The organism is Thermomicrobiales bacterium (assembly GCA_023954495.1).
Lineage (GTDB): Bacteria > Chloroflexota > Chloroflexia > Thermomicrobiales > CFX8 > JAMLIA01.
Genome location: JAMLIA010000046.1, coordinates 1 through 24,574 on the forward strand (window position 1 = coordinate 1; position 24,574 = coordinate 24,574).

A 24,574-nucleotide genomic window follows, 5' to 3' on the forward strand; every position below is an offset into this window, starting at 1 on the left:
GCAGAAAGTGGTTGTGCCACGGACTCGACTCCATCCTCATGAATCGCAACGTAGTAGCCCGCGGCAGGATAGGCTCAGATGCGGCGCGCGGCAAGTGGCCGAGACGCTTGCATCGTGTCGCGTGATACCGCACCATACTGCGCCATCACCTTGTCACTTGGGACAACGGAATCACGGAGAGACGCGCGGTGCGATACGACGAATGGCAGCTCGATGAAGACGACGACGAGCTGGAATACGGACAGACACGACGCGGGCGACGCCCAACGCAACGCGCGCGAACGCGCTGGGTTGAGAAGGTTGTCGAAGAAGACGAGATCGAAGACGAGTGGGAAACGGACCACGACCGGCGTGAGCGTGAACGACGACGAGCCGGGATTAGCGAGCCGTTCAAGTGCCGCAACTGCCGTGCATTCATCGGAGAGCCACCGTCCGGCGGACGCCAGCGCAACCACTGCCCGATGTGCCTCTATTCGCTGCACGTCGATCTCAAAACGCCCGGTGATCGCGCCAGCGACTGCCGCTCGCTGATGGAACCCATCGGCATCTTCTACCGACCCAGCCTCGAACAGGTCGTCGTCCATCGCTGCCTCGGCTGCGAAGCGATCCGCTACAACCGCGTCGCCGCCGACGACAACCCGATCCTGCTGGAGGAGTTGCCCGTCCTCGACGAGGCGTCGCTGCCTGATCGGGATGATGATGCGGGGTGATCGGGCGATCTAAGGCGATGCATGCCGTTCTGTTGGCGGTGGGTATCTGAATGGGCGTATGCGATTCGATGCAGCGGCCAACGTGTCAGTTGCCTTCTCGCACGGGACGGCAGACGTTGGTTGATGTAGGGGCGTATCGCATACGCCCGTTTGGCCCACGTTCATTCAATAAGGGCACCCGGCCACCGTGGCTACCGATCGAAATGGGTTGGGGGCCACTTTCGCCATGCCGTTCCCACCGCGTTCCACCCGGGCAATGGCACCCGCGTTTGACCGAGTCGAACGGGTGGGAGATCTTTCGGTTGCGACCTCAAGATGACAGGACAAGGGGTTGGCTGCCGCGTCAGGATGATCGACACGTTGGCTTTGACAACCCATTCAGAATGACAGAGGCAATGGGTTGCTGGCGAACGGGCAAATAGGTTCTGACAACCTCCTGAGCCTTCGCCCTCCGCTCTCCGCCACTCGACATCTCCCGCTCCTGTTCACGAGCGCGGTAGTCGCAGCTGTGATTCATGGCGCTGCGTCGGATCGCCTGCCTGCCGACACGCCGGGATCACACGCGTTCTCTTCGCCATTGCCCACGATACGTCTACGCAGCCTCTGCCGGGTTCGCGTCGACATCGCTGTGTCGAATGGCGTGGGCTACCCACGCGCCGACGACGAGCATGAGGATGCCGCTACTGAGGAAGACATAGCGCATGTCGAAGCTCGCGGCGATGCTCGACCCGCCGAGCGGCCCGATGAACCCGCCCAGCGATGTCGCTGCTGCCGTGAAGCCGAAGATGGCTCCGCGGCGTTCGGCGGGAGTCAGGTGAGCGACGATCGCGTTTGCCGTCGGCATCACCCCACCGGCCGCCAGCCCGAAGAGTCCCTGCAGAATGATGAGCTGCGTCACGCTGCCGGCGAACGCCTGCGGGAGATAGAGCAGCCCGACGCCGATGGCGCAGGCGATGAGCACCGAACGCTGCCCGATCCGGTCGGCCAGGCGTCCGAGCGTGATCGACGCGAACGCGCTGGTCAGTCCGGCGATGCCGAGCGTGATGCCGGACAGCGTCGCGACCGCCGCAGCCGAGTGGGCCAGGTTCTCAACGTAGAGCGGCATGATCGGCTGGATCGCGCTGGACGCCACTCGCAGCGCCAGCATGACGGCGATCATCGCCAGCATCGAGCTGGAGAGCAGCAGCGCTCGCAGCCGATGGCTTGGTTGCTCGTCGATCGTGCCGCGTGCCGGGCGCGTGAACTCCTCGCGTACCTGCGTCAGGACGATGAAGCCGCCGATGAAGAGCATCATGCCGGCGACGACAAATGTCGGTCGATACCCGATCTGATCCGCCAGAACACCACCGATCAGCGGACCGATCGACGCGCCGGAGAACACGGCCATCTGCATCATGCCCAGGCCGAAGCCCATCTGGTCGCGCGGGGTTGTGGCAGCAACGAGCGTGGTTGAGGCAGTGACCGTGCCAGTGAAGCCACCTTCGATAAAGCGCAGGATGAGCAGATGCCAGGGGCTGGTCGCCAGGCTCATCAGCCCGATCGTCATCGCGCCGGCCAGCATCGCGCGCACCACCATCGGCTTGCGACCGTAGCGATCGGCGACGATGCCCCACAGCGGCGCAGTGAGTGCCATGACCGCCGCCCCGCCAGCGTTGATCACGCCGGCCCAGAGCGCCTGGCTGGCAAATGATTCGGCCCCGAGGTCCTTAATGTAGAACGGCAGAAAGGGAGTGCGCAGGCTGAATCCGATGATGGTCAGCATCTGGGCTATCCAGAGCGCGTAGAGATTGCGTCGCCAGGATATCGCCGGTCGCGGCCCTGCGTTCTTGCTCATCACCCCGCCGTGATCTGTCCATCTGTGGAGGTAGGGAGACGCTGCCGCGCGGGACACGCGCTATGACCGTCGGTCCATCGTGCCGGCCGCGGCCGACTCTCAGGAGAGCTGCCTCAAATCCCTCCCCCGTCGCCAGGGCAGAGTGTAGTGCAGGTCGCTGTTGCGGGATACCCTGATTAAGGTCAGCTTCCGGACGTGAGCGCCAGCGTCAGCGCACCATCTCCGAGCGTCACGTCGTCAACGCGGTAGCCACCGGCGGCGAGCGCCGCGGCCAGCTCTCGATTGATCCCGCTTTCCAGCTCACCCTCCGGCAGCGCGTATGCCAGCGCACCATCGAGGTGGCCGTTGGTGAGGGCCAGCGAGCCATCCTGCTCGACGACGGCAGCGCGATACGTCCCGCTGACGCCATACGCCGAGAGATCGACGGTCAGACCATCTGGAGTTATGTGAACTTGAATGTCATCAATCGGTCCAAGGTTGCCGCGACTTTGCAGCCGATCGGTGATTTCCTGATCAGTGATCGTTACTTCACCAGACGAATCCAGACCGACCTCAGTGGCGATGCGATCGTGGACTGCCTCGCGAATTCCATCGCGAATGCCGTTGATCGCCAGATCGCCGACCCAGGGTTGCACGACCTGGGTAATCAGCAGCCAGGCAGCGACGCCGCCGATGGTCAGCATCAACAGGAGTGAGAGCAGGCAGCCGCCTCCACGGCCGCGTCGGCGCGCCGGTGGTGCCACCGGCATCGGCGCGGGTGCTGCGTGCATTGCCGGAGCTGCGGCCACCGATGCAGGAGCCTGCTGGCGACCGTGCCACGAGCGGTGTTGTGTGGCGGAGCGTGTGAATGGGCGACCACATGCAGCGCACTGGGCGACGCCGAGCTCATTACGGTGGCCACATTGCGGACAGATCATCAGCGCGACCCTTGGCGACTACCAGCGCGTGCCGTCACGCTGCTGCCGGTCACCGGGAATCTGAAAGTGTAACGCACGACCGGCCCGGGTGGTCACGCGCCTCGCTTTACCGCTTGGCTGCATGCGGCGTGAGCGGTGTAGATGGCATTGCGGCTGAATCGATTCTGTCAGTCCAGTTGTTGGGGCTGTGGCTCGTTCTCCGCCGTCGTGATGGGCGGTGCTGATTCGTCCTCGAGATCGGCAGCGTCTGACCGACGCAGTGGGACCGGGGCTGCTCAGGTGGGTACACCGAAGCGTGGCAGGACGATCATCTGCAGCACGATCCAGATTGCGAGCGCGCCGATGATCAGGAGTGCTTCAATCATGGTCGTCTTCTTCCCACCTTATGCGTTCACCAGGCTCAGCAACGCGCGTTGCAATCGTTCGCGGGCTTCGGTCGCGACCGATGCCACGTCTGCGTTATCGACGAGGCCCAGCGCGGCCTGCGGATCCATCGCGGAGACTGCTGCGCGACCTTCGTCGATGGCACGCACAACGACATTGCAGGGCAGCAGCAGTCCGATCTCCTGCTCGGCGGTCAGCGCCTGATGCGCCAGTCCCGGATTGCAGGCACCGAGGATGATGTACGGCTCGACGTCGGCGCCGATCTTCGACTTCAGCGTGGCACGGATGTCGATCTCGGTCAAGACGCCGAAACCTTCTTCAGCCAGCGCCTGCTTCGTTCGCTCGATGGCTTCCTCATAGGAAAGCTCTACTGTCACGCCAAGCCCATAGCTCGTCTCAGTCAGTGTAGCGGTCATGGTGTTCTCCTGCTTGCTCCGCCCCGGAGCATCGACCGGTGCTGGAGTCCAGTGTCTGCAGCGCCCGGCCCCCTCATTTGCACGTTAGCGGCTGTGCTTCACAACGAGGTCAACCATCTTGCGTGCGGCGACATCGGGCGACGAGAACTGGTCGGGATTCCCGATGCAGTACAGCGCCCACGCCTCCAGCATCTGTCCCGAGAGCGCGTGCACAGCCGCCTTCATCGACGCGACCTGCGTCAGCACCTGCTCGCAATCACGCTCATCGTCGATCATCTTCTGAATGCCGCGCGCCTGACCCTCGATGCGCTTTAGCCGCTCAATGAAGTCCTGCCGCATCTCGCCATCGATCTCCCCGATTGTCGGCATCACCCTTCCTTTGCCAGACGTTCCTAGACTACCCCCCTAGGGTACATATCAGGCATGAGAAAGGCAAGGACGAGGGAACGCAAGAGCGAACAGGAGGATGGATTGGACTGCACCCCATCGTTGAAATGAGGGCTGAGTGCATCGATCAGAGATCTCGAAGCAACTCTTCCGTACGGACAGGACCCGGCCTGTCCTCGCCGTGAGGCGACTTTCGTCGCTTTCAGCCTGCGTGCCGGAAACGTGGAACACATGCGGGGCGTACGGGCGGCTGCGCCAAGCGCATCGTCATTCATGACGGCACGCGGATGATGGCGTGCCTGAGGCTCAGCATGCCATCGACTCGCAGCGGAGGAGTCGCCTCACTGCGATGACAGACCGAGGTCTGTCTCTACGAAGTGAGAGGCAGATCGTGCGCTCGTTGAACTGCGTTGGGCTGATGCGGGGGGTGTCGCCTCACGGCGAGGACAGGTCGAGTCCTGCCCGTCCGGATGATTTGCGCGATCGGCAGTCAACCCACCAGACACAGGACACCCTCCCTCTCCCCACGGGAGAGGGAGGGCCGGGGAGGGTGAGGTCCCCTAATACTTCGGAATACTCGAATCGACGTCGTCGGACCAGGCCAGGATGCCGCCGGTGAGGTTCTTCAGCTTCGTGAAGCCTGCCGTGCGCAGCTGCTCGAGCGCGCGGGCGCTGCGGACGCCGGATCGGCAGTAGAGCACGATGTCGCGGCTGGAATCGAGCTCGTGTATCCGGGCCGGAATCTCGCCGACCGGGATCAGGACGCTGTCCGGGATGAGGCCGATCTCGCGCTCATGCGGCTCGCGCACGTCGACGACCAGCGGGTTCCAGCCGGCGGCGCGCTTGGCGGCCAGCTCGACCGGCGTGATCTGCCACTCCGGTGCGACGACTTCGGTTGGCTTCGGTTCAGGCATGACGCCACAAAACTCCATGTAGTCAATCAGCTCAGTCACGGTCGGGTTCTCACCGCAGACCGGGCAGTGCGGATCCTTGCGGAGCTTGTACTCCTTGAACCGCATGCCGAGCGCATCATAGCGCAGCAGCCGACCAACCAGTGGCTCGCCGATGCCGAGGATCAGCTTGACCGCCTCGGTCGCCTGCATCACGCCGACCGTGCCCGGCAGGACGCCCAGCACACCACCCTCGGCGCAGCTGGGGACCAGGCCCGGCGGGGGCGGTTCCGGATAGAGGCAGCGGTAGCACGGGCCCTGTGTCGCGTCGAAGACCGAGATCTGGCCCTCGAAGCGGAAGATGCTGCCGTAGACGTTCGGCTTGCCGAGCATCACACAGGCATCGTTCACCAGGTAGCGGGTCGGGAAGTTGTCCGTCCCGTCGATGATGATGTCATAGTCCTTGAAGATCTCCAGCGCGTTCTCACTGGTCAGCCGCACCTCGTAGGGCACGATCTTGATGTGGGGGTTGAGGTCGCGAAGTCGCTGAGCCGAGGCTTCGAGCTTGGGGCGGTCGATGTCGCTGGTGGCGTAGATGACCTGACGCTGCAGGTTGGTGACGTCGACGACATCGCTATCGACGACGCCGATCGTGCCGACACCAGCCGCCGCCAGATAGAGGCCGAGCGGCGCACCGAGGCCACCTGCGCCGATCAGCAGCACCTTGGCCGCCTTCAGCTTCTCCTGGCCGGAGAGCGCGACCTCCGGCATGATCAGGTGCCGCGAGTAGCGCATGATCTCTTCGTTGAGAGCGTTGTCTCGGCGACCCGTGGCTCGACCGCACCACCGGCGATCGACGGGACGATCGTGACTTCTGGCACCCTCGGTCAGCTCGGTGTCCGCTCCGTTGAGATAGCGGATGTCGTCCTCGCCAACGTAGATGTTGACGAACGAGCGCAGCTTGCCTTCGTCGCTGAACAGATGCTGCTTCAGATCCGAGTATTCGGCTGTCAGCTGCGCCAGCGCCTCGCCGACCGTCGTGGCCGGTACGTTGTGGGTCGCTGCGCCGCCAGTGAAGCCACGCAGTGCGGTCGGGATAAATATGGTTGCCGTTGCGACATTCGTCGTCATGGTGCCTCCTGCTTCAAATTGAACAGCCGTGTGTCAGTTGATGGCTGGGTCTGGTCGCTCACTCGTCCTCTCCCAGTGCGTCGGATGCCGCGTCAGGTGCGTGTCCGGTCGCAGGATGCGATCCATGCGTCGGATGGTCATCTGCGCCCGATTGGGTGATTGCCACTTCGTCGTACGCCGTGCGATCGTCGCGCAACTGCCAGCCGGTCAGGACGTCGAAAGTCCCCTCGCGGATGCTGGCGATCAGGTAGCTGTACCAGGGCCAGGCGTGCTCGCGATCGAACTCGGATGGACGTGCTGGCGCGTTCGGGTGTGAATGGTAGAACCCAAGGATGTCCAGCCCGCGTTTGCGAGCTTCACGCTCGGCGCGCATCATGGCCTGCGGCGTAATCAGGAACCGGCGTCGGCGCTCCCCTTCGTCCCACTCGTTCTCAATCGGCAGGAGCTGCTCGACGGTGCGCTGCCCGCCTGTCTCGTTGCCGAGAAGCACGCCGCAACACTCGTCCGGAAACGTCTCCTCGCCGTGCGTCGCAATGGCGGCGGCCAGGCCGTCCGGCAGTACGATCGACAGGCACGCGGTAGCCTCGGGCATCCTTAGTCCTCCTCTTCCCAGAAGCGGTCGCTCAGGTAGCGATTGCCGCTATCGGGCAGGATGGCGACGATGATGCCCTGTTTGCCCTCGTTGCGCACGCGCAGCGCGACGCGCTCGGCCTCGACCAGTGCCGCGCCGCTGGAGACTCCGATCAGCAGGCCCTCGCTGCGGGCGATCCAGCGCACCATCCGGTAGGCATCTTCGGTGCGTACCTCGCTGTTCACGTCGGCCAGCGTCTCATCATAGATGCCCGGCACGATCGCGGTCGCCATGTGCTTCAGGCCCTCAAGGCCGTTGAACGGCGAGTCCGGCTGGACAGCGATCAGCTCGACCTGCGGGTTGAGGCGACGCAGGGCGCGGCCGGTGCCGACGAACGTCCCGCTCGTCCCCAAACCCGCAACGAAGTGCGTGATGCGCCCGCCGGTCTGCCGCCAGATCTCCGGTGCGGTCGTGCGCTCGTGCGCCAGCGGATTCTCCGGGTTGTTGTACTGGTCCGGGTAGAAATAGCGATCCGGATGATCGGCGTACAGCTCGCGGACGGCCCGGATTGCACCATCCGAACCTTCGCCCGGATCGGTCAGGATCAGCTCCGCACCGTAGGCTCGCAGGATCTTCTGGCGCTCCTCGCTGGCGCTGCGCGGCAGGCAGAGCGCGACGCGATAGCCGCGTGCCGCACCGATCATGGCGTAGGCAATGCCGGTGTTGCCGCTGGTGGCGTCGAGGATGGTCTTGTCGTGCGTCAGCCTGCCGCTGCGCTCGCCCTCCTCAATCATCGCCAGCGCGGCGCGATCCTTGATCGACCCGCCCGGGTTCTGCCACTCGGCCTTACCGTAGACCTCAATGCCCGGGGCCGGCTCCAGCGAGCGCAGGCGGACGAGCGGCGTGTTGCCGATCTGCCTGGTCAGCTCATTGGAACGGCTGGAACGGCTGGCTGTCTCGTCCGTGATGACCCCCAGCCCCGATAGCAGTGCGGTGCTCATATCGCTAGTCGTGTGCTCCATCGACAGTACTGCCTCCTGACGGCAACGTCGCAAATGCGTTGATAGTCGCGATGCGCGGACGCATCACTATCAGCCGGTTCATGATGTGGTGAACGGTGAGGGGGCACATGCCGGGCGTTGCCGGATGTGCGCGACGTCAGGAGCGACAGTCGATGGTGGTGAAGTGATAGTCCGTTTCAAACGCGAGGTGGGCGACAGGCGTACCCGGCCAGGCACGGTCGGCAGCGCCGCCGCGTGTGCATCGGTATACTCTGCTGCTTCGTACTTGCATCGAAATGCCGCATTTCCAGATGATGTCCGGGCGACCCGAAGGACAACCACGCGCTTCGAGGGTGCCACAAGCGTCACAGGGCGTCCAGCAGCACTGCTGCCTGAACACCCTGTGACTGATAACCACAACACCTGGGAGCGTATTCCCGGCGGTATGTCCTTGACGGTCTCAGTGCGCTAGAACGGCAGACCCTGTCCGCCCTGCACACCCTTGAGCGCGCAGATCTCGCCGCCGTGCTGCACCGCGTGCCAGATCAGGATTGTGCCGATGATCTCGCCGACCGACATGTCAGTGCCCATCCACGGGATGTTGATCTTGCGATCGAGGTCGCCCTCGGAGAGAGACGCGACCCAGGCGTCCGTGGCGGCGTAGACCTGCTTGCCGTATTCGCGGAGCGCATCGAAATCTGCGGCGCTGGCTGCGGCACTGACCTTCTCCGACAGCTGCCCATCTTCGCCGGCGTCGTACCCAGTCTTCTCGGCCCAGCCGTCACGGGCAAAGAGGAAGTCCTCCGGCGTCTCACGGATCATGAAGTTGATCAGGTAGTCCTCGCTGGTGAGGACGTGACCGTAGATCCCGCCAATCGACTGAATGTTCCAACCCTCGCCGCGATAGTTGCGCTGCTCGGGCGTCAGATCGGCGACTGCCTGCTCGATCATCTCGTGTGCCTGGTTGAACTGGCCGCGGAAGCTGGTTACTGCGTCCAATGATGCTCCTCTTTCAAATACGAAGGCGAACACGCGTTCTATACGTACAGTACATGATCTTGCCCAGATGTCAACACTTGGTGCGTCATCTGTCTCGGTGTCTGTCACCTGCGTGCATGTCGGCTAGACTGCTGATCGACAACCACGAGCGCGAGCAAATAGAAGGAAGTGCTGATGCGACCAGAGTCGCCGATCGAGGGCATCCTCTTCGATGTTGATGGAGTGTTCCACGTTGATGGCGTGGCGATCCCCGGTGCCGCTGCGGCGCTCGATCGCGTCCGCGCGCGTGGCATCCCCGTTCGACTGCTGACCAACACGACTGTCCGGTCGCGCCGGTCGCTGGGCGCATTGATGCGCAACCTGGGCTTCGATGTTGCTGACGACGAGATCATCACGGCTGGTGGCGCGGCAGCAACATACGTGCGCAAGAAGTTTCCCGGTCAGGCGGTCTACCTGCTGGGATCGGGCGATGTCGCTGAAGAGTTCGACGACATCGAGCTCACAGATGGCGACCATGCCGGTGTCGTGGTCATTGGCGACGCGGCTGAGAATTTCAACTACGCCTCAATGAACCATGCCTTCCGCCTGCTGCTCAACGGCGCGGCGCTCGTCGCCATGCACCGCGACCCGTGGTGGATGACCAGCAATGGCCCAACCATCGACGCCGGCGCGTTCATCCGCGGGCTGGAGTTCGCCAGCGGTCGCCGCTCGCGGCTCGTCGGCAAGCCCGCCGCCCCGTTCTTCCGCGCCGGCTTCCAGTCGCTCGGCCTGCCACCGCGTGTGACAGCTATGGTCGGTGATGCCATCGGCCACGACCTCGTCCCGGCCATGCGCATGGGCGCGACCGGCATCCTCGTCCGCACCGGCAAATACCGCGACGCCGACCTCGCCGAAGGCACCCCCGACATCGCCCTGGACTCGGTGGCCGAGATCGATCAAGTGTTGGAGTGAGGCTTCTATTACGAAACGCTTGCGTATCGCAACTGTCAGGCGTATGATGGTTCCGATACGCAAGCGTTTCGTTTATCTCACCGGACAGGAACACGCCATGACGCGCAACGACATCTTCGCCCGGCGCTGGTGGACGCTGGCGGTGCTGTGCACCAGCCTGCTCGTGATCTCCCTGGACAACACGATCCTGAATGTCGCCTTGCCGACGTTGGTGCGCGATCTCGGGGCGAGCAGCTCGCAACTGCAGTGGATCGTCGATTCCTATGTGCTCGTGTTCGCTGGTCTGCTGCTGACGGCCGGGGCGCTCGGCGATCGCTTCGGGCGGCGGTTGGCGCTGTTCACCGGCTTCACCATTTTCGGCATCGGCTCGCTGCTCTCCGCCTGGTCGGGCTCGGCGAACCATCTGATCTTCACCCGTGCCGTGATGGGTATCGGCGGCGCGTTCATCATGCCGGCGACACTCTCGATCCTGGTCAATGTCTTCCCGCGTGATGAGCGCGCGAAGGCCATCGCGATCTGGGCGGCCACCGCTGGGCTGGGTGTCCCGCTGGGGCCGGTCATCGGTGGCTGGCTGCTGGAGCATTACTGGTGGGGCTCGATCTTCCTGATCAACGTCCCGATCGTCATCGCGGCGGTCATCGCGACGATCTTCGTTGTGCCCGAATCGAAGGATCCCGAGGTGGCGTCGCTCGATCCGGTCGGCGCAGTCCTCTCGATCGCCGGTCTGGCGGCGCTGCTCTACGCCATCATCGAAGCGCCGAACACCGGCTGGCTGGCTGATCAGACGCTGATCTGGGCGGCAGTCGGTGTCGTCCTGCTCATCGCCTTCGCGATCTGGGAGATGCGCCACGAGCGGCCAATGCTCGATATGAGCCTGTTCCGCAATCCGCGTTTCTCCGCCGCCAGCATCTCGGTCACCCTCGTCTTCTTCGCCATGTTCGGCATGCTGTTCTTCCTGACGCAGTACCTGCAGTTCGTGCTCAGCTACACGACGCTGGAGACGGGTATCCGGGTGACGCCGGTCGTTGTTGGCATCATGGCCGGCGTTGGCCTCGGCACACGCCTCGCCGCGAAGATTGGCACGAAGATCGTCGTCGCGGCCGGACTGGCGATTGTCGCGCTGGGCCTGCTGAACTTCGCACGCATCAGCGATACAAGCGGCTATTCGACAGTGGTGACCTCGCTGCTGATCCTCGGCTTCGGGATGGGCAGCGCGATGTCACCAGCCACCGACTCGATCATGGGCGCGGTGCCGGAGGAGAACGCTGGTGTTGGCTCGGCCGTCAACGACACTGTCCGTCAGGTGGGCGGCGCGCTGGGCGTCGCGATCCTGGGCAGTTTGCTGGCGACCGCCTACACCAGCGCGATCGAGCCGACGACGCGTGCTCTGCCGGCGGACGCCGCCGCTGTCGCCAACGATTCGATCGGTCCCGCTCTGGCGCTGGCGGCCAACATCGGCGGTCAGCAGGGGCAAGTGCTGGCGGCGGCTGCGCGCTCGGCGTTTGTTGATGCGATGGGGACGACAGCGATTGTCGCGGCAGGGTTTGCATTGGTCGGCGCACTGATCGCGCTGATTTTCCTTCCGGCGCGCGAGGTAGATGAAATGTCCGAAGACGTTGTCGCGCCGACGATCGCACCACCGGAGGTCACTGGAACATGAGCGACCCAGCACCCCGCGTCGGCCGTCCGCGCAGCGCGCAGGCCAATCGGGCGATCCTCGCCGCCACACTGCAGGCGCTGATTGAGGACGGTTACGACGGGATGTCGATAGAGGGCGTTGCAGCCCGCGCCGGCGTCGGGAAGACGACGATCTACCGGCGCTGGCCCGGCAAGGAAGAGCTCGTTGGCGCGGCCCTTTCGTCGCTCAGTCAGGACGTCGAGGTACCGGACACCGGCTCGGCTCGCGACGATCTGTGCCGCCTGGTGCGCGAGTTTCGGCAGCACACACTCAGCTCGCCGATTGGCCCGGTCATCGGGCGGCTGGTCAGCGCGACGATCAGCAGCCCGGGACTGACCTCCATCTTTCAGGAGACGCTCCTCCGCGAGCGGCGCTCAGCCGCTCGCACCGTCATCCAGCGCGGGATCGAGCGCGGACAGCTCCGCAACGACTTCGATGTTGAGATCGCCCTCGACCTGATTGCCGGCACAGTGATATCGCGGATTCTCTTCGTTGGCGTCGATGCCATCATCGCACCCGACTTCCCCGATCAACTGATCGACACGATCCTGCACGGCTTGCTTCGTAACGAGCCCGACTGATCTGCCGGTGCAGGTAGCCAGCCTGGTCAGCATGTCGACCAGTCCGGTCCGACAGCCACTCCAGAAACCTGGCATTTGCCGCCGGGAGCCCTCCGGTCTATACATGGGAGGTGGCACCCGGCAGTGAGAAATTTCCCACTCGTTCGACACAGTCCGACGCGAGAGAGGAAGAAGCGTTCGTCGACATACTGGACACATTCCGTTTGGCCGCGCCCTGTGAGGTGAGACCCCCTTCGGTGCGGTACGCTTGCTCTTTGGATGCCTTGCAAAGGAGCAGACGGGACACTCGTGACTGACGACGCGCACCATATCGACGCTTCGGCGCATGCATATGCGGAAGATCGCCCCATTGCTCAGGGCACGGACGTCCACGATGCGACTCCGCCACCCTATGACATCGTTGGCGATGTCCACGGCTGCATCGACGAGCTGCGCGAGCTGCTGGATCGGCTCGGCTACGAGTTGGACGGCGATGTCGTCCGCCACCCTGAAGGCCGCACGCTCATCTTCCTCGGCGACCTCAACGATCGCGGGCCGGGCAGCATCGTCGTCTGGTCGATTGCGCTGGCGTCGATTGACGCCGGCACGGCGCTGTATGTCCCCGGCAACCACGACAGCAAGTTCGCGCGCTATCTCATGGGCCGCAACGTCCAGCTGACCTACGGGCTGGCGGAGACCGTCGCTGAGCTGAAAGCGCTGCCCCCGTCGCGCGGCAAGGTGGTTGGTCGCGCCATCGCCGACCTGCTCGCTCGGACCCCGCCCTATCGCATCCTCGATCAGGGCCGTCTGGTGGTCGCGCATGCCGGTATAGAGGAGTGGATGATCGGCAGAGTCGATCGCCACGTGTCGGCGTTCAGCCGCTTCGGCGAGCCGACCGGCGACCACTCCCCGTGGGGCTATCCGATTCGGCGCGACTGGGCGGCCGACTACCACGGCGCGGCGAAAGTCGTCTACGGACACACGCCGGTGCAGCGCGCCGTCTGGCGTAACAACACGATTAACATCGATACTGGCTGCGCCTTCGGCGGCTGGTTAACCGCGCTGCGCTACCCCGAGCTTACGACGGTGACTGTGCGAGCACGCGAGGTCTATGCAACGCCGTCGATGGAAGAACGGATTCACCCGCCCTCGTTATCAGCCGCCGACCGCTGATCCCCTCTCCGAGTCAATCCCCCATGCTGGCCGAAAGGTCGGGTCGTTGGCCTGTCCTCCCGAACAGGCTGCGTGGTACGCTACGGACAGTACGACACAGATACCGCGCTTCCGGCTGTCCGCACCCGTGGCGTGGATGGGGAGAAAGAACCACCTTCGGTTATGTCAATCGTCTCTGCAATGTTCCGCCGTGGGTTGGCATTTGGCTCCCGGTACGGAATCTTCATCTGGCTCACACTCTTTCTGGGACTGACAGTTGCGTTCATTTCCCGTCAGCGGTCTGAGATTCAGCAGATCGGGACTGCGCTCTCGGCTGCCGATTCCCGCTGGCTGGTCGGTCTCCTCGCTTTCCAGGTCATTACACTTGCCCTGGCTGGACTCACCTACAAGGTCATCCTGCGGCGGCTCGGCCATGATGTCCGCCTCCATGAGCTCGTCGATCTGCACCTGCAGCGCCACGTCGTTGGGACGCTGACGCCAGTTGGTGGCCCGGCGTCCATCTATGTGCTGATTCGTAACCTCGGGCGGCGCGGGATTCCGGCAGACGACGCGCTGCTGACGACGACGCTGCGCAGCGCCACCGGCTATGCCTCGTTCGTTCTGCTGCTCGTTCCGACCTTCCTGGTGCATCGCCCGTCCGGCATTGCGCTGGTTGGCGCGGCGATCCTGCTCGGGATGCTCATTGTCCTGCTCACGGCGATCACGTTGTTGCTTCGCAGCGGCCGTCACGGTCTGCCTCGGCTGCTGCCCGAGCGCCTGACTGCCTTTGTTGACAACGCCCGCCACTTTCAGATTTGTCCGCGTGACCTGCTTGCGCCGTTCGGCGTCGGGTTGCTCTACAACCTGGCCAACGCCGCCGGTCTGTTCATCGCGCTTCGGGCGATGCATCAGGACGTGTCGCCGGTGGTCGTGCTGGTTGGCTTCACCGCCGGCACGATGTTCAGCCTTGTCGCGCCGGTGTTCCAGGGCATTGGTCTCGTCGAGGTCTCGATGGCCGTCGCGCTGCAGCAGATGGGCGTGCCGGTTCCGGCTGCGGTCGGTGCTGCGTTGCTGTTCCGGCTCGGCGATCTCTGGCTGCCGTTGTTGGTCGGGCTGGTTGTGCAGGCTGGTCGGCAGGATCTGGTGCGCAGCACCGCCTCGCGCCTGCCGCAGGTGGTTGTCGCCATCGTCGGTCTTGGCGCGCTCCTCGCCGGTGCCAGCGACGGGACGATCCTGCCGGTCTTCGGTTCCGGCTCGGCGCTTGGCCCGTCTGATCTCGTCTCGCTGCTCGTTGCTGTCGGTGGCGCGGTGAGCCTCGTCTGGGCCTTCAGCCACGTGCGACCGAGCGAGCGGCTGCGGCAGCTCGCTGTCGGCAATCTGGCCGTGATCCTCCCGGTCGTAGGGCTCCTCTATATCCCCAGCCTGGTCGAGGCATTCAGCCTGTTTGGGTAGAATCCACTGGGCGCAACGCTCAGGTCATAGCCGAAGAGGCAGCGGCCGACGCACTGGTTCTCCGTCTTTGGGCCTCTCGTCGCAGCCCGGCATCAATGTCGATGCCTCTCTACCATCCAGTCGGAGACACTGCTCATGCCTTCAATCATCCCCAACCCGCATGACTGGAACACTGCTACGTTTGCGGCCCTGATGGTCGCCTGCCTGGTTGTGCGCTGGATGATCCCCGCCTCGCATCAGCGCTCGGTGCGGCTGATCCGCGAGGTGCTGATGATCGCACCCGCCGCGCTGTTCTACTTCCTCGTTCGCAATCTGATGCACGCCCGTGGTGATGTCGCCATCGACCACGCTCACCAGCTGATCGACTTCGAGAAGTCAATCGGCATCTTCCACGAGCCGCAGTTGCAGGGTTACATCATCGGGCACGAGTGGCTGGTTGATTTCGTCAACTGGGTCTACATCTGGGGTCACTGGCCGTTCCTTGCGATTGTGTTTGCCTGGATCGTGATCGCCCACCCGCGCGCCTATCCCAAGTACCGCAACACGATGTTCCTCTCCGGCCTGATTGGCATGGCCATCTTCGCACTGCACCCGGTTGCACCTCCCCGCCTGGTGCCCGGATTTGGCTTCATCGACACAGTGACGCTGCAATCAAACGCGTACCGCGTTCTGCAGCCACCGTCGTTGACCAACCCGTATGCGGCGTTCCCGAGTCTGCATTTCGGCTGGGACCTGCTGGTTGGCATGGCGGTCTTTTTCGAGGCGCGCCGCTGGTGGACGCGGGCAATCGGCGTCATCATGCCGGTGCTGATGTACATCAGCATCGTCCTGACCGCGAACCACTACCTCATCGACGGGGTTGTCGGCGGCATCATCGTCGTCAGCAGCTACCTGTTCGTGACGCGTGTTGCGCCGGTCTGGCAGCGCGCCATCATCCCGACCGCGCCGCCCAGCCGCGCGCCTGCTCCCGCCGAGCCTGTGCCGGGTCTCGGTGCTGCCGTGGCATCCACGATTGTCGGAGCCAGTGGCGAGCAATCCGCGCCAGCCGTGGCTGTCGCCGCGCGTCCGCATGTGCGCGCAGCGATTGATCTGCTGCCGCGTCCGTTCGTCGTCGCCCATCGGTATGGCAACAGCGCCGGCGCTCTGGAGGCTGCCGAGGCCGCCGGCTCCGACCTGATCGAGGCGGATGTCTGGCTGCACAACGGGCAACTTGAAGTTCGCCACGCGAAGACCGCCGGTCCGGTTCCGATCCTCTGGGATCGCTGGTCGATCGAGAGCAGTCGCGCGCCGCGCTTCACGTTCGATCAGTTGCTGGATGGCCTTGCACCCGGAACGCGCTTGCTCGTTGACCTGAAGCGCGGCGCGCCCGGGCTCCCGGCGGCGATCGTGGAGGCGTACCGCAAGGTCAGCGGCGATGATCCACTGCTCGTTTGCTCCCAGGACTGGCGACTGCTCGACGAGTTCCGCGCCTACGAGCAGGTGACCGTCGTCCACTCCATCGGCGGGCTGCGGCAGCTCGACCGCGTCTGGCCCCGCCTGGAGCGCGCCGACCACGACGCCGTCTCGATCCACTACCGCCTGCTCAGCGCCGAAATCGTCGACGCGCTCAAGGAACGCGTCTCAACCGTTATCACCTGGCCGATCAACACCCAGGCCCGCATGGACGAAGTCCTCGCCTGGGGCGTCGATGGCTTCACCAGCGACAACGTCGAGCTGATCCGGAGCTTTGTAGAGCGGCGCGGGTGAGGTCACTCCACCCCAAGCCCCGCCGCCAACCGTCCGGCCTCTTCCTGACCACGCGGCGTCAGGCGCAGCTCGTTGCCGACGGTTGTTGCGAGTTGCGTGCGCTCGACTCGGCGGGCGGCGCTGGTGAGGCGGCTGGCTGTCCAGCCGAGCTCCTGCGTGAGTGCGGCCAGCGATTCCGCGCCGGTTGGGTGGTGGTTCAGGTGCAGCAGCAGGACATCGGCTGAGAACTGCTCGCGCTGTCGCTGTCGCTGGATCATGCGGGCGACGACGCCGTGTGACGGCGAGAACGTCGCAGCGAGTGCGAAGGCCGCGCCCATTACGACTGCGATCATGCCACTGATTGAGACGTCCAGCGCCCAGGCGATCTGATAGCCGACGATGCCGCTGCCTGCCCCGATTGTGACGGCGATCGCGATCATCCAGCCCAGCCGGTCGGTCAGCAGATAGGCGGTCGCGGCCGGCACGATCATCAGGGCGACAACGAGGATTGCGCCGACTGCTGCGAAGCCGCCGACCGTCGTGACGGAGACGGCGACCATCAGCCCATAATGGATCGCGACTGGCGAGAAGCCCAGCGCCGCAGCCAGGCCGGCGTCGAACGTCGCAACCTTCAGCTCCTTGAAGAACAGCAGCAGCAGTGCGAGATTGATGACCGTCAGGGCGGCCAGCACGATCAGCGGTTGTGAGCCGAGGTCGCGCCCACCGATGATCAGGCGGTCGAACGGCGCGAAGGCGATTTCGCCGAAAAGGATCGCGTCGGCATCGAGATGGACGTTGGCGAACCAGCGCGAGATGACGAGCGTGCCCAGCGCGAAGAGCGCTGGGAAGACGATGCCGATCGCGCCGTCCGACTTCACCCGGCCACTGCGTTGCAGCGCCTCGACCAGCACGACGGTCAGCAGCCCGGCTGCGCTGGCACCGAGGATCCCGGCGGCCAGATTCGGCCCGTTGGCCAGCACGTAGGAGGCGACCAGCCCCGGCAGGATTGCGTGGCTGATCGCGTCGGCCATCATTGCCATCCGGCGCAGCACGAGGAACACACCCACCAGCGAGCAGGCGGCTCCGGCGAAGACCGCCGTCAGCATGATCGTTTCTTGCGCGGTCATGACAGCTCTCCCGGTCCGTCAGCCAGCACCGAGCGAGTCAGCGCGCGCCGCCGCAGCGAATCCCAGACGATGCCGCGCTCCGGCGCGAACAGCAGCGAGACGATGACCAGTGCCGTCACGCAGAGCACGATCATCGGTCCGGTCGGGATCTGGCGTGCCGAAACGCTGATCATCGCGCCGGTGACACCGGCCGCCGCGCCGAAGACGCCGGCCAGCACGACCATCACGCCCAGCCGATTGGTCCACTGCCGCGCCGCCGCTGCCGGCCCGACCAGCATCGCCGCCATCAGCACGACACCGACTGTCTGCAGGCCGATGACGACCGCCAGCACAATCGACGAAGTCAGCAGGATGCTCAATCGGTCGGTCGGAAAGCCGAGGCTGGTGGCGAACTCCGGATCGAACGCCAGCAGCTTCATCTCTTTGAACAGCAGCCCGACGATCGCCAGGGCGATGCCGCCGACGACTGCCATCGTCTGCACGTCTTCCGCGACGAGCGTCGCTGCCTGCCCGAACAGGTAGTGGTCCAGCCCGGCCTGGTTGGCGTTGTCGCTGTGCTGGATCTGTGTCAGCAGCACGATGCCCAGCCCGAAGAAGACCGTCAGGATGACGCCCAGTGCCGTGTCTTCGCTCAGTCGTGTGTCGCGGACGATCCGCAGGATCAGGAGCGTGCCGATCCAGCCGGAGATGGCCGCGCCGAGCATGAGCACGAGCGGCGTGCGCGCGCCGGTCAGCATGAACGCCAGGCAGATGCCCGGCAGCGCAGCGTGGGCCAGCGCATCGCCGACCAGTCCCTGCCGCCGCAACAGCGCGAACGACCCCAGCACGCCGCCGACGATGCCGAGGATGGCCGAGCCGAGCGCGACGTTGCGCAGCGTGTAATCAAAAACGAGATCGTGGAGGATCGACGGGATCATGCGCTTGCAGCCATGATCAGCGGCTCGCGGACGAACAACCCGGAGAGCGACGCCTGGCGCGTCCCGTAGGTCGCCTCGAACGTCTCGCGGTTGAACGTCGTCTCGACCGGCCCGGCAGCGATCAGGCGCACGTTGAGCATCACGATCCAGTCGAAGTATTCGCGCAGTGTCTCCAGATCGTGGTGCACGACGACGAGCGTCTTGCCGCGCGAACGCAGCTCACGAAGCACGTCAATGATCGCCCGTTCGGTCGTCGCATCGACACCGGCGAACGGCTCGTCGAGGAAGTAGATCTGAGCGTCCTGCGCCAGTGCCCGCGCCAGGAAGACGCGCTGCTGCTGGCCGCCGGAAAGCTGGCTGATCTGTCGATCGGCGAGGTGCGCCATCCCGACCTGCTCCAGGCAGGCCAGCGCCGTCTCGCGCTCGCGCTTGCCCGGTCGACGGATCCAGCCGAGGTGGCCATAGAGTCCCATCTGGACAACGTCGATCACGTTCGTCGGGAAGTCCCAGTCGACGCTACCGCGCTGCGGGACGTAGCCAACCAGCTTGCGCTGCTCGCGATACGGCTTGTCGAAGATGTGGACATTGCCGCTGGCAGGCTTCACCAACCCGAGGATCGTCTTGATCAGCGTCGACTTCCCCGCGCCGTTCGGCCCGACAATGGCGACCAGTTGGCCCTCCGGTATCTCCAGGTCAATATCCCAGAGAACCGGCGTCTCGCGATAGGCCACCGTCAGATCGTGCGCGACGACTGGTCGTCCTGATTTCTGCATCGTCATTCCTCTTCCCCCCAGAGCATTAGCGCAGCGCCGCGACGATCGTCGAGACGTTGTAGCGGACCATGCCGATGTAGGTGCCCTCGTTGGTGTCCGGGTCGCCCATCGCATCGGAGAACAGCTCACCACCGATCTCGACCTCGTGGCCACGACTGCGCACGGCAGACTGCACCGCCTCGATCGTCGATGTCGGGACGCTGGATTCGATGAAGATCGCCTTGATCGAGCGCTCAACGATCGTCTCGGCGAGCGCGCGCACGTCGGCAGCGCCCGCCTCCGAAGCCGTGCTGGTGCCCTGCAGCCCGCGCACCTCCAGCCCATAGGCGTCACCCATGTAGCCGAATGCATCGTGTGCGGTGATCAGTACCCGCGACTCCTCGGGGATCGTCGCGAACTGCGCGGCGACCCAGGCATCAAGCTCCGCCAGCTCGGCGGCATAGGCGTCGGCATTTGCCCGGTAGATGTCGACATGGGTTGGATCGAGCTCCGTTAGCCCGTCACGGATAGCATCAATCGTCGTCGCCCACAGCTCGACGTCGAACCAGACATGCGGGTCCCATGCGCCCTCGAATTCGGGCGGTCGGCGCAGGCGATCTTCGGGGATGTTCTCGGCGACCGGTAAGGTCACGCGGGTTGCCTGCAGGCGTTCGAAGATACTGGTCATCCGGCCTTCGAGGTGCAGCCCGTTGTAGAAGATGATGTCCGCCTCATCGAGAACGACGACATCCTTCGCGCTGGCTTTGTACAGATGCGGATCGACCCCCGGCCCCATCAGTGCCGCGACATCGACACGCTCACCGCCAACGTGTGCGGCAACATCCGCGATCATGCCGGTGGTCGCGACGACGCGGATCTGCCGGGTGGGTATGTCAGCCGGCGCACTGCCCGCCTCACGTCCGCAACCCACGACAAGCAATCCGAGGGCGATGCTGAGAAGCATCATCAGCCAGCGCGCCCATCGTGTTCTGTGTGATTGGTGTCTCGCGGTCTGCATCAGCCTCTACAAAACTCAAACGTTCAATATTAGCCCTGAGCCGCTGACGATATTTTCGGTCAGCAACTTCTATCTAGCGTAACGGACATTTCTAAATTAGGCAAGCCTAATTCCATCTATCATGATCTGTCGTCACCCGGAAAATCTCCTGGTTCAGGTGTGATTGCTCAGGAAAAGAGCGTGTGGCTCAGGCTCGGGCTGCCTCGACTTCGGCGTCGGCCAGACGGCGGCGCAGCAGCGGCAGACGGTCACGCAGTGTCTGCATGTCTTCGAGTGTCTCGACCCGCTCCTTGCGCAGACGGCGCACATCATCCTCAAGCGCGCTGACGTGCCACTCTCGCTGCTGGCAGGCTGGACAGCGTCCGCGCAGATCGCGCCAGCCGCCACAGGTCGGGCAGGGGCTGGCCAGGTCGGCCAGCGTCATTTGTGGCAGCGGCTCCCTATCGAGCGCGCGCTCTCGGAGATCCTCGACCAACGTTGCGAGTCCATGCGCGAGATGTTCGCGCAGCTGATCGCGGCGTTCGTCGGGCACGGTGTCCGGCATCAGCGCGTCGAGATCGCCCTCGGTGCGGCGCAACTCCGTCGGAGCACGCTGGTGGCCGCGTTCCGACCAGTCGAGATCTTCGACGTAACGGAACGGGATCTCGCCAACCCGCAACTGAATGTCTGCCGGTTCGGCACCGCGCAGGGAAACAATCGCGACCGGCCACGGCGGCAGCGGGATACCGGGCTCCGCCGGGATTGCCTCGCGGATCGCCGTGATGTCGCTGCCGGCTTGTTCAATGGCGTTGTCCAGCTCGGTGATGCGTACGGTCCAGCGGTTCGGTTCGTTGAGGGCGCTCTCAGCCTGCTGGATGTCGTAGCGCAGATCGAGCACGCGCTGCTCCAGCCGCGCCTTCCGTCGCGCGCGCGCCTCCGGGTCATCCGGCAGACGCCGCCGCCCAACGATCGGTGCTCCGGCCGCCGACTGGACGCCGCCGGTACGGATCATCGGCAGCTCGATCTTCGGCTGCTCTGCATCGTCGGGCTGCTCGCGTCGTTTCAGAAAATCTCGCCAGGACATGGAGGCTCACCCTCGATCGTACACGGACGGTCTGCGCCGGGAATCCCTCGGCATTCTCCCCTGAGCGTACCGCAGACAGCAGACCAGCGTTGTCCTCGCACGTTATCCTTAGCGGCCAGGACACTCGATCGATTGAACTGATGGGAGCGCCGCGCCGGTATGGTGCAACTGAACAAAGACCTCATTATGGAAATGCTCAAGGACGTCTTCGACCCGGAGCTGGGCGTCAACATCGTTGACCTCGGCCTCGTCTACGACGCTGATTGACGAAGAGAACAACGTCCAGGTCGTCATGACCTCACCTCGATGGGCTGCCCGCTGGGGCCGGTCATCTTCGAGGAAGTCCAGCGCGTTGGGCGGCCTGATGGGCATCGGCAAAATCGACGTCAAGATCGTCTGGTCCCCGCCCTGGTCGCCGGCCATGATGAGCGAAGACGCCCGCGACGAGCTGGGCATCTGGTAAAGCGTAGAAATGTAGGGGCGTATCGCATACGCCCGGCCAGATACGCGACCCGTTGGCGCGGGAGATCGCGCGTGGTGGATGCCAATCCGGCCGGTCGGGTTGAACGGGCGTATGCGATACGCCCCTACATGTTTCGCGTCCCTACAACCCCATCCGCTTCGCCAGGATCTCCCGCTGGATCTCGTCGGTGCCACCGCCGATGCGCAGGATGCGCGCGTCGCGGTAGTGCATCGCCACCCGCGTCTCTTCAATGTAGCCGTAACCGCCGAAGATCTGGACGGCGTCGTCGGCGACGCGATTCGCCATGATCGCCGTGTGTAGCTTCGCCATCGCGACGAGATCGAGCGCATCGTCGGCACCGGCGTCGAACTTGGCAGCAGCCTGGTACAGCAGGAGTCGGCTGGCCTGAATGTCAGTTGCCATATCCGCCAGCTTGTGGCGCACCGCCTGGTACTTCCCGATTGTCTCCCCGAACGCCTCGCGCTGCGTCGCGTACTCGCGCGCGTCGTCGAACGCCGCCTGCGCCAGACCGACGCCCATACCGGCCAGCGTGATCCGCTCGGTCTGGAACGAGCCGGCGATCTGGTAGAAGCCGCGCCCAACCTCGCCGATCACCCGATCGTCCGGCACGAAGCAGTTGTCGAAAATCAGCTCGCGGGTGTCGGACGAGTGCCAGCCCATCTTCTGCAGCGGTCGCCCGAGGCTGAATCCCGCGTCGTCCTTCTCGATCAGGAACATCGTGATCCCGCGGTGCCGCTCGGTCGGATCGGTCTTGGCACCCAGGACAATGTAGTCGGCGAAGCCGCCATTGGTGATGAAGAGCTTCGTGCCGTTGATCCGGTAGCCGCCATCAACCTTCGTCGCTGTCGTCCGCATGCCCGCGACATCTGAGCCGGTGCCCGGCTCAGTGACGCCGATCGACGCGATCTTCTCGCCGGTCGTGATCGGCAGCAACCAGCGCTCCTGTTGCTCGGGCGTGCCGAACTTCGCCAGGTGTGGCGCGGCCATGTAGGCACTCGCCAGCGGCGTCACGGCGATACCGCCGCAGGATTTGGCCAGCTCCTCGGAGAGGATCGCGATTGCCAGCATGTCGCCGCCGGTGCCGCCCGCCTCCTCCGGAAAGGTCAGCCCGAGGAATCCGTTGCGGCCCATCAGCGGCATCAGATCCAGGGGGAACTGTGCTTCACGCTCGGCCTGCTCCACTCGCGGCAGTACGTGCTGCTGCACGAACCGGCGACAGAGCGCCTGAAACTCGCGATGTGCATCATCCAGCTCAAAGAGCGGCGTCGAGAGGTCAACTCCGGTGTTCTCCACGGCCATCGTGTCCCTGCCTTCCTCTACGCGCCCGGCAGCGTCGCCCGGCGTGCTGCATGTATAGCAGGCTGCGAGCGTAACGACATGGCAACAGCACGCCGCGGGCCGGGAAGTCGCAGATTCAGACGCGTGACACACGATGATTTGTCTGGCTATCACGATCCTGTAACACGAGCAGAGGTTGCTGTAACGAATCAAATGAGCACTGGCTGCTAGAGTCATCGAACAGACCCACGATTCGCGATAGATCGTGCGCCTAAAGCAGCAGCGCGTCCATGCCACCAGGGAGGAATGCTGGACCTCATGTATGTTCGACTTGCTGGTGTACCGGCTTCTTACACTGTCGCGACCGATGTCATCGTCGTTGATGCCAACGATCATCACTATCTCGTCGGAGGGCCTGAGCACGTCGTGACGCCGCTCACATCCGCCGAGACGATGCTCGTCATGGGTTTCTACGAGCCGGTCCAGTCTCACCAGTGGCACGATATCGAGTCCGTCGCTCGCGCCCTGCGCGGTGTGACGGCGGCGGCTGTTCATGAGGCGCCCGTGCTCAACGTTCTGCCTCCAATGCGTCGGATGACGGGGTAGGTCTTCCCCGTCGGCGGCCCCACCTGTCGACGAGGTGATTCGGGACGACCACATCCGCTCCGACCGAACGCCCCTTTCCCCCTCCACGAGACGACGGACCCCCATCCGTCGTCTCACCAATTCTGAGAAGATGCCCGTTGCGCGGTACCATTCGTGCAGGACGTTGTTCATGCATAAGCTGATCACGTTTGCCCACCACGTTCACGAACGGACCGACCATTGCAGATTCGCGACCGCCTCGACATCCCACACGACCAGCTTGCAGAAATCTGCCGCCATTACTATGTCCGCGAGCTGGCGCTCTTCGGCTCCGTCCTGCGCGACGATAGCGATATCGACGTACCGGTCGAGTTCGAGCCGGGGGTGCGTATCAGTTTCTTCACGCTCTCTGCGCTCACTCACGACCTCTCAGTGATGATCCGCCGAAAGGTCGATGTTGTGCTGAAGCGTGGACTGAATCCGAGCATTCGTGTTGACGTTTTGGAACGGACCAAGATTGTATTTGCTGCTGCCGCTATCGGTTGCGATTGAGCTGATCGGGGCAGTCATGAATCGCGAGCGACTTCTACGA

Annotated in this window: 24 protein-coding genes and 1 pseudogene; 11 read left to right on the top strand and 14 right to left on the bottom strand. The window is 64.3% G+C overall.

Annotated elements, in window-relative coordinates; all coding sequences use genetic code 11:
- Window positions 1-188: 188 nt before the first annotated feature.
- Window positions 189-710 carry an RNHCP domain-containing protein gene (locus M9890_09820; protein ID MCO5177253.1) on the top strand — a complete coding sequence of 174 codons (522 nt, stop codon included), beginning with the start codon at window positions 189-191 and terminating at the stop codon, window positions 708-710.
- A gap of 592 nt (window positions 711-1,302) precedes the next feature.
- On the opposite strand, the gene M9890_09825 is transcribed toward M9890_09820, so the two are convergent.
- The 8 genes from M9890_09825 to M9890_09860 form a co-directional block, all read right to left on the bottom strand.
- The gene (locus M9890_09825; GenBank protein MCO5177254.1) at window positions 1,303-2,544 is read right to left on the bottom strand and encodes an MFS transporter; all 1,242 of its coding nucleotides are present in this window, start codon (window positions 2,542-2,544) and stop codon (window positions 1,303-1,305) included.
- A 182-nt stretch (window positions 2,545-2,726) separates the two neighbouring features.
- Window positions 2,727-3,332, bottom strand: coding sequence for a hypothetical protein (locus M9890_09830; GenBank protein ID MCO5177255.1), 606 nt, complete (start codon window positions 3,330-3,332; stop codon window positions 2,727-2,729).
- Window positions 3,333-3,844: 512 nt separating this feature from the next.
- Window positions 3,845-4,261: a DUF302 domain-containing protein gene (locus M9890_09835; GenBank protein MCO5177256.1), complete on the bottom strand. Its 417-nt coding sequence runs from the start codon at window positions 4,259-4,261 to the stop codon at window positions 3,845-3,847.
- An 84-nt stretch (window positions 4,262-4,345) separates the two neighbouring features.
- Window positions 4,346-4,630 (bottom strand): metal-sensitive transcriptional regulator, encoded by a 285-nt coding sequence (locus tag M9890_09840; GenBank protein MCO5177257.1) that lies wholly within the window; start codon window positions 4,628-4,630, stop codon window positions 4,346-4,348.
- A 578-nt stretch (window positions 4,631-5,208) separates the two neighbouring features.
- On the bottom strand, window positions 5,209-6,669 hold the full coding sequence (gene moeB, locus M9890_09845; GenBank protein ID MCO5177258.1) for a molybdopterin-synthase adenylyltransferase MoeB: 1,461 nt from the start codon (window positions 6,667-6,669) through the stop codon (window positions 5,209-5,211).
- A gap of 58 nt (window positions 6,670-6,727) precedes the next feature.
- Window positions 6,728-7,261: a M67 family metallopeptidase gene (locus M9890_09850; protein ID MCO5177259.1), complete on the bottom strand. Its 534-nt coding sequence runs from the start codon at window positions 7,259-7,261 to the stop codon at window positions 6,728-6,730.
- 2 nt (window positions 7,262-7,263) lie between these two features.
- Complete coding sequence (locus tag M9890_09855; GenBank protein MCO5177260.1) at window positions 7,264-8,262, bottom strand: cysteine synthase family protein; 999 nt, start codon at window positions 8,260-8,262, stop codon at window positions 7,264-7,266.
- 447 nt (window positions 8,263-8,709) lie between these two features.
- Window positions 8,710-9,240, bottom strand: a complete 531-nt coding sequence (locus M9890_09860) for a DinB family protein (GenBank protein MCO5177261.1) — start codon at window positions 9,238-9,240, stop codon at window positions 8,710-8,712.
- 174 nt (window positions 9,241-9,414) lie between these two features.
- Between M9890_09860 and M9890_09865 the strand changes: the two genes are divergently transcribed.
- From M9890_09865 to M9890_09890, 6 genes are all read left to right on the top strand, one after another.
- Window positions 9,415-10,191, top strand: coding sequence for a TIGR01458 family HAD-type hydrolase (locus tag M9890_09865; GenBank protein MCO5177262.1), 777 nt, complete (start codon window positions 9,415-9,417; stop codon window positions 10,189-10,191).
- A 97-nt stretch (window positions 10,192-10,288) separates the two neighbouring features.
- Window positions 10,289-11,851 (top strand): MFS transporter, encoded by a 1,563-nt coding sequence (locus M9890_09870; protein ID MCO5177263.1) that lies wholly within the window; start codon window positions 10,289-10,291, stop codon window positions 11,849-11,851.
- A complete protein-coding gene (locus tag M9890_09875) occupies window positions 11,848-12,450 on the top strand; it encodes a TetR/AcrR family transcriptional regulator (protein ID MCO5177264.1) in 603 nt (200 codons plus the stop codon). Before M9890_09870 ends, M9890_09875 begins: the two co-directional genes overlap by 4 nt.
- Before the next feature lie 288 nt (window positions 12,451-12,738).
- Window positions 12,739-13,602, top strand: a complete 864-nt coding sequence (locus M9890_09880; protein MCO5177265.1) for a metallophosphoesterase — start codon at window positions 12,739-12,741, stop codon at window positions 13,600-13,602.
- A 162-nt stretch (window positions 13,603-13,764) separates the two neighbouring features.
- Window positions 13,765-15,033: a flippase-like domain-containing protein gene (locus M9890_09885; protein MCO5177266.1), complete on the top strand. Its 1,269-nt coding sequence runs from the start codon at window positions 13,765-13,767 to the stop codon at window positions 15,031-15,033.
- Window positions 15,034-15,168: 135 nt separating this feature from the next.
- Window positions 15,169-16,779 (top strand): phosphatase PAP2 family protein, encoded by a 1,611-nt coding sequence (locus M9890_09890; GenBank protein MCO5177267.1) that lies wholly within the window; start codon window positions 15,169-15,171, stop codon window positions 16,777-16,779.
- Window positions 16,780-16,781: 2 nt separating this feature from the next.
- On the opposite strand, the gene M9890_09895 is transcribed toward M9890_09890, so the two are convergent.
- The 5 genes and pseudogenes from M9890_09895 to M9890_09915 form a co-directional block, all read right to left on the bottom strand.
- Entirely contained in the window at window positions 16,782-17,885 is a 1,104-nt protein-coding gene (locus M9890_09895; protein ID MCO5177268.1) for a metal ABC transporter permease, read from the bottom strand.
- Window positions 17,882-18,802 carry a metal ABC transporter permease gene (locus M9890_09900; protein ID MCO5177269.1) on the bottom strand — a complete coding sequence of 307 codons (921 nt, stop codon included), beginning with the start codon at window positions 18,800-18,802 and terminating at the stop codon, window positions 17,882-17,884. Before M9890_09900 ends, M9890_09895 begins: the two co-directional genes overlap by 4 nt.
- Before the next feature lie 101 nt (window positions 18,803-18,903).
- A pseudogene (locus M9890_09905) lies at window positions 18,904-19,575 on the bottom strand (ABC transporter ATP-binding protein).
- Window positions 19,576-19,600: 25 nt separating this feature from the next.
- Entirely contained in the window at window positions 19,601-20,521 is a 921-nt protein-coding gene (locus tag M9890_09910; protein MCO5177270.1) for a zinc ABC transporter substrate-binding protein, read from the bottom strand.
- A 238-nt stretch (window positions 20,522-20,759) separates the two neighbouring features.
- Entirely contained in the window at window positions 20,760-21,635 is an 876-nt protein-coding gene (locus M9890_09915) for a hypothetical protein (GenBank protein MCO5177271.1), read from the bottom strand.
- A 159-nt stretch (window positions 21,636-21,794) separates the two neighbouring features.
- Here M9890_09915 and M9890_09920 point away from each other — a divergent pair, with 159 nt between their 5' ends.
- The gene (locus M9890_09920) at window positions 21,795-21,902 is read left to right on the top strand and encodes an iron-sulfur cluster assembly protein (protein MCO5177272.1); all 108 of its coding nucleotides are present in this window, start codon (window positions 21,795-21,797) and stop codon (window positions 21,900-21,902) included.
- A 25-nt stretch (window positions 21,903-21,927) separates the two neighbouring features.
- Window positions 21,928-22,098 carry a hypothetical protein gene (locus M9890_09925; GenBank protein ID MCO5177273.1) on the top strand — a complete coding sequence of 57 codons (171 nt, stop codon included), beginning with the start codon at window positions 21,928-21,930 and terminating at the stop codon, window positions 22,096-22,098.
- Between the two features lie 141 nt (window positions 22,099-22,239).
- Here M9890_09925 and M9890_09930 read toward each other — a convergent pair whose 3' ends face one another.
- Window positions 22,240-23,418, bottom strand: a complete 1,179-nt coding sequence (locus M9890_09930; protein MCO5177274.1) for an acyl-CoA dehydrogenase family protein — start codon at window positions 23,416-23,418, stop codon at window positions 22,240-22,242.
- A gap of 297 nt (window positions 23,419-23,715) precedes the next feature.
- Here M9890_09930 and M9890_09935 point away from each other — a divergent pair, with 297 nt between their 5' ends.
- Window positions 23,716-24,003 carry a hypothetical protein gene (locus M9890_09935; protein MCO5177275.1) on the top strand — a complete coding sequence of 96 codons (288 nt, stop codon included), beginning with the start codon at window positions 23,716-23,718 and terminating at the stop codon, window positions 24,001-24,003.
- Between the two features lie 219 nt (window positions 24,004-24,222).
- Complete coding sequence (locus M9890_09940; GenBank protein ID MCO5177276.1) at window positions 24,223-24,534, top strand: nucleotidyltransferase domain-containing protein; 312 nt, start codon at window positions 24,223-24,225, stop codon at window positions 24,532-24,534.
- Window positions 24,535-24,574 lie beyond the last annotated feature (40 nt).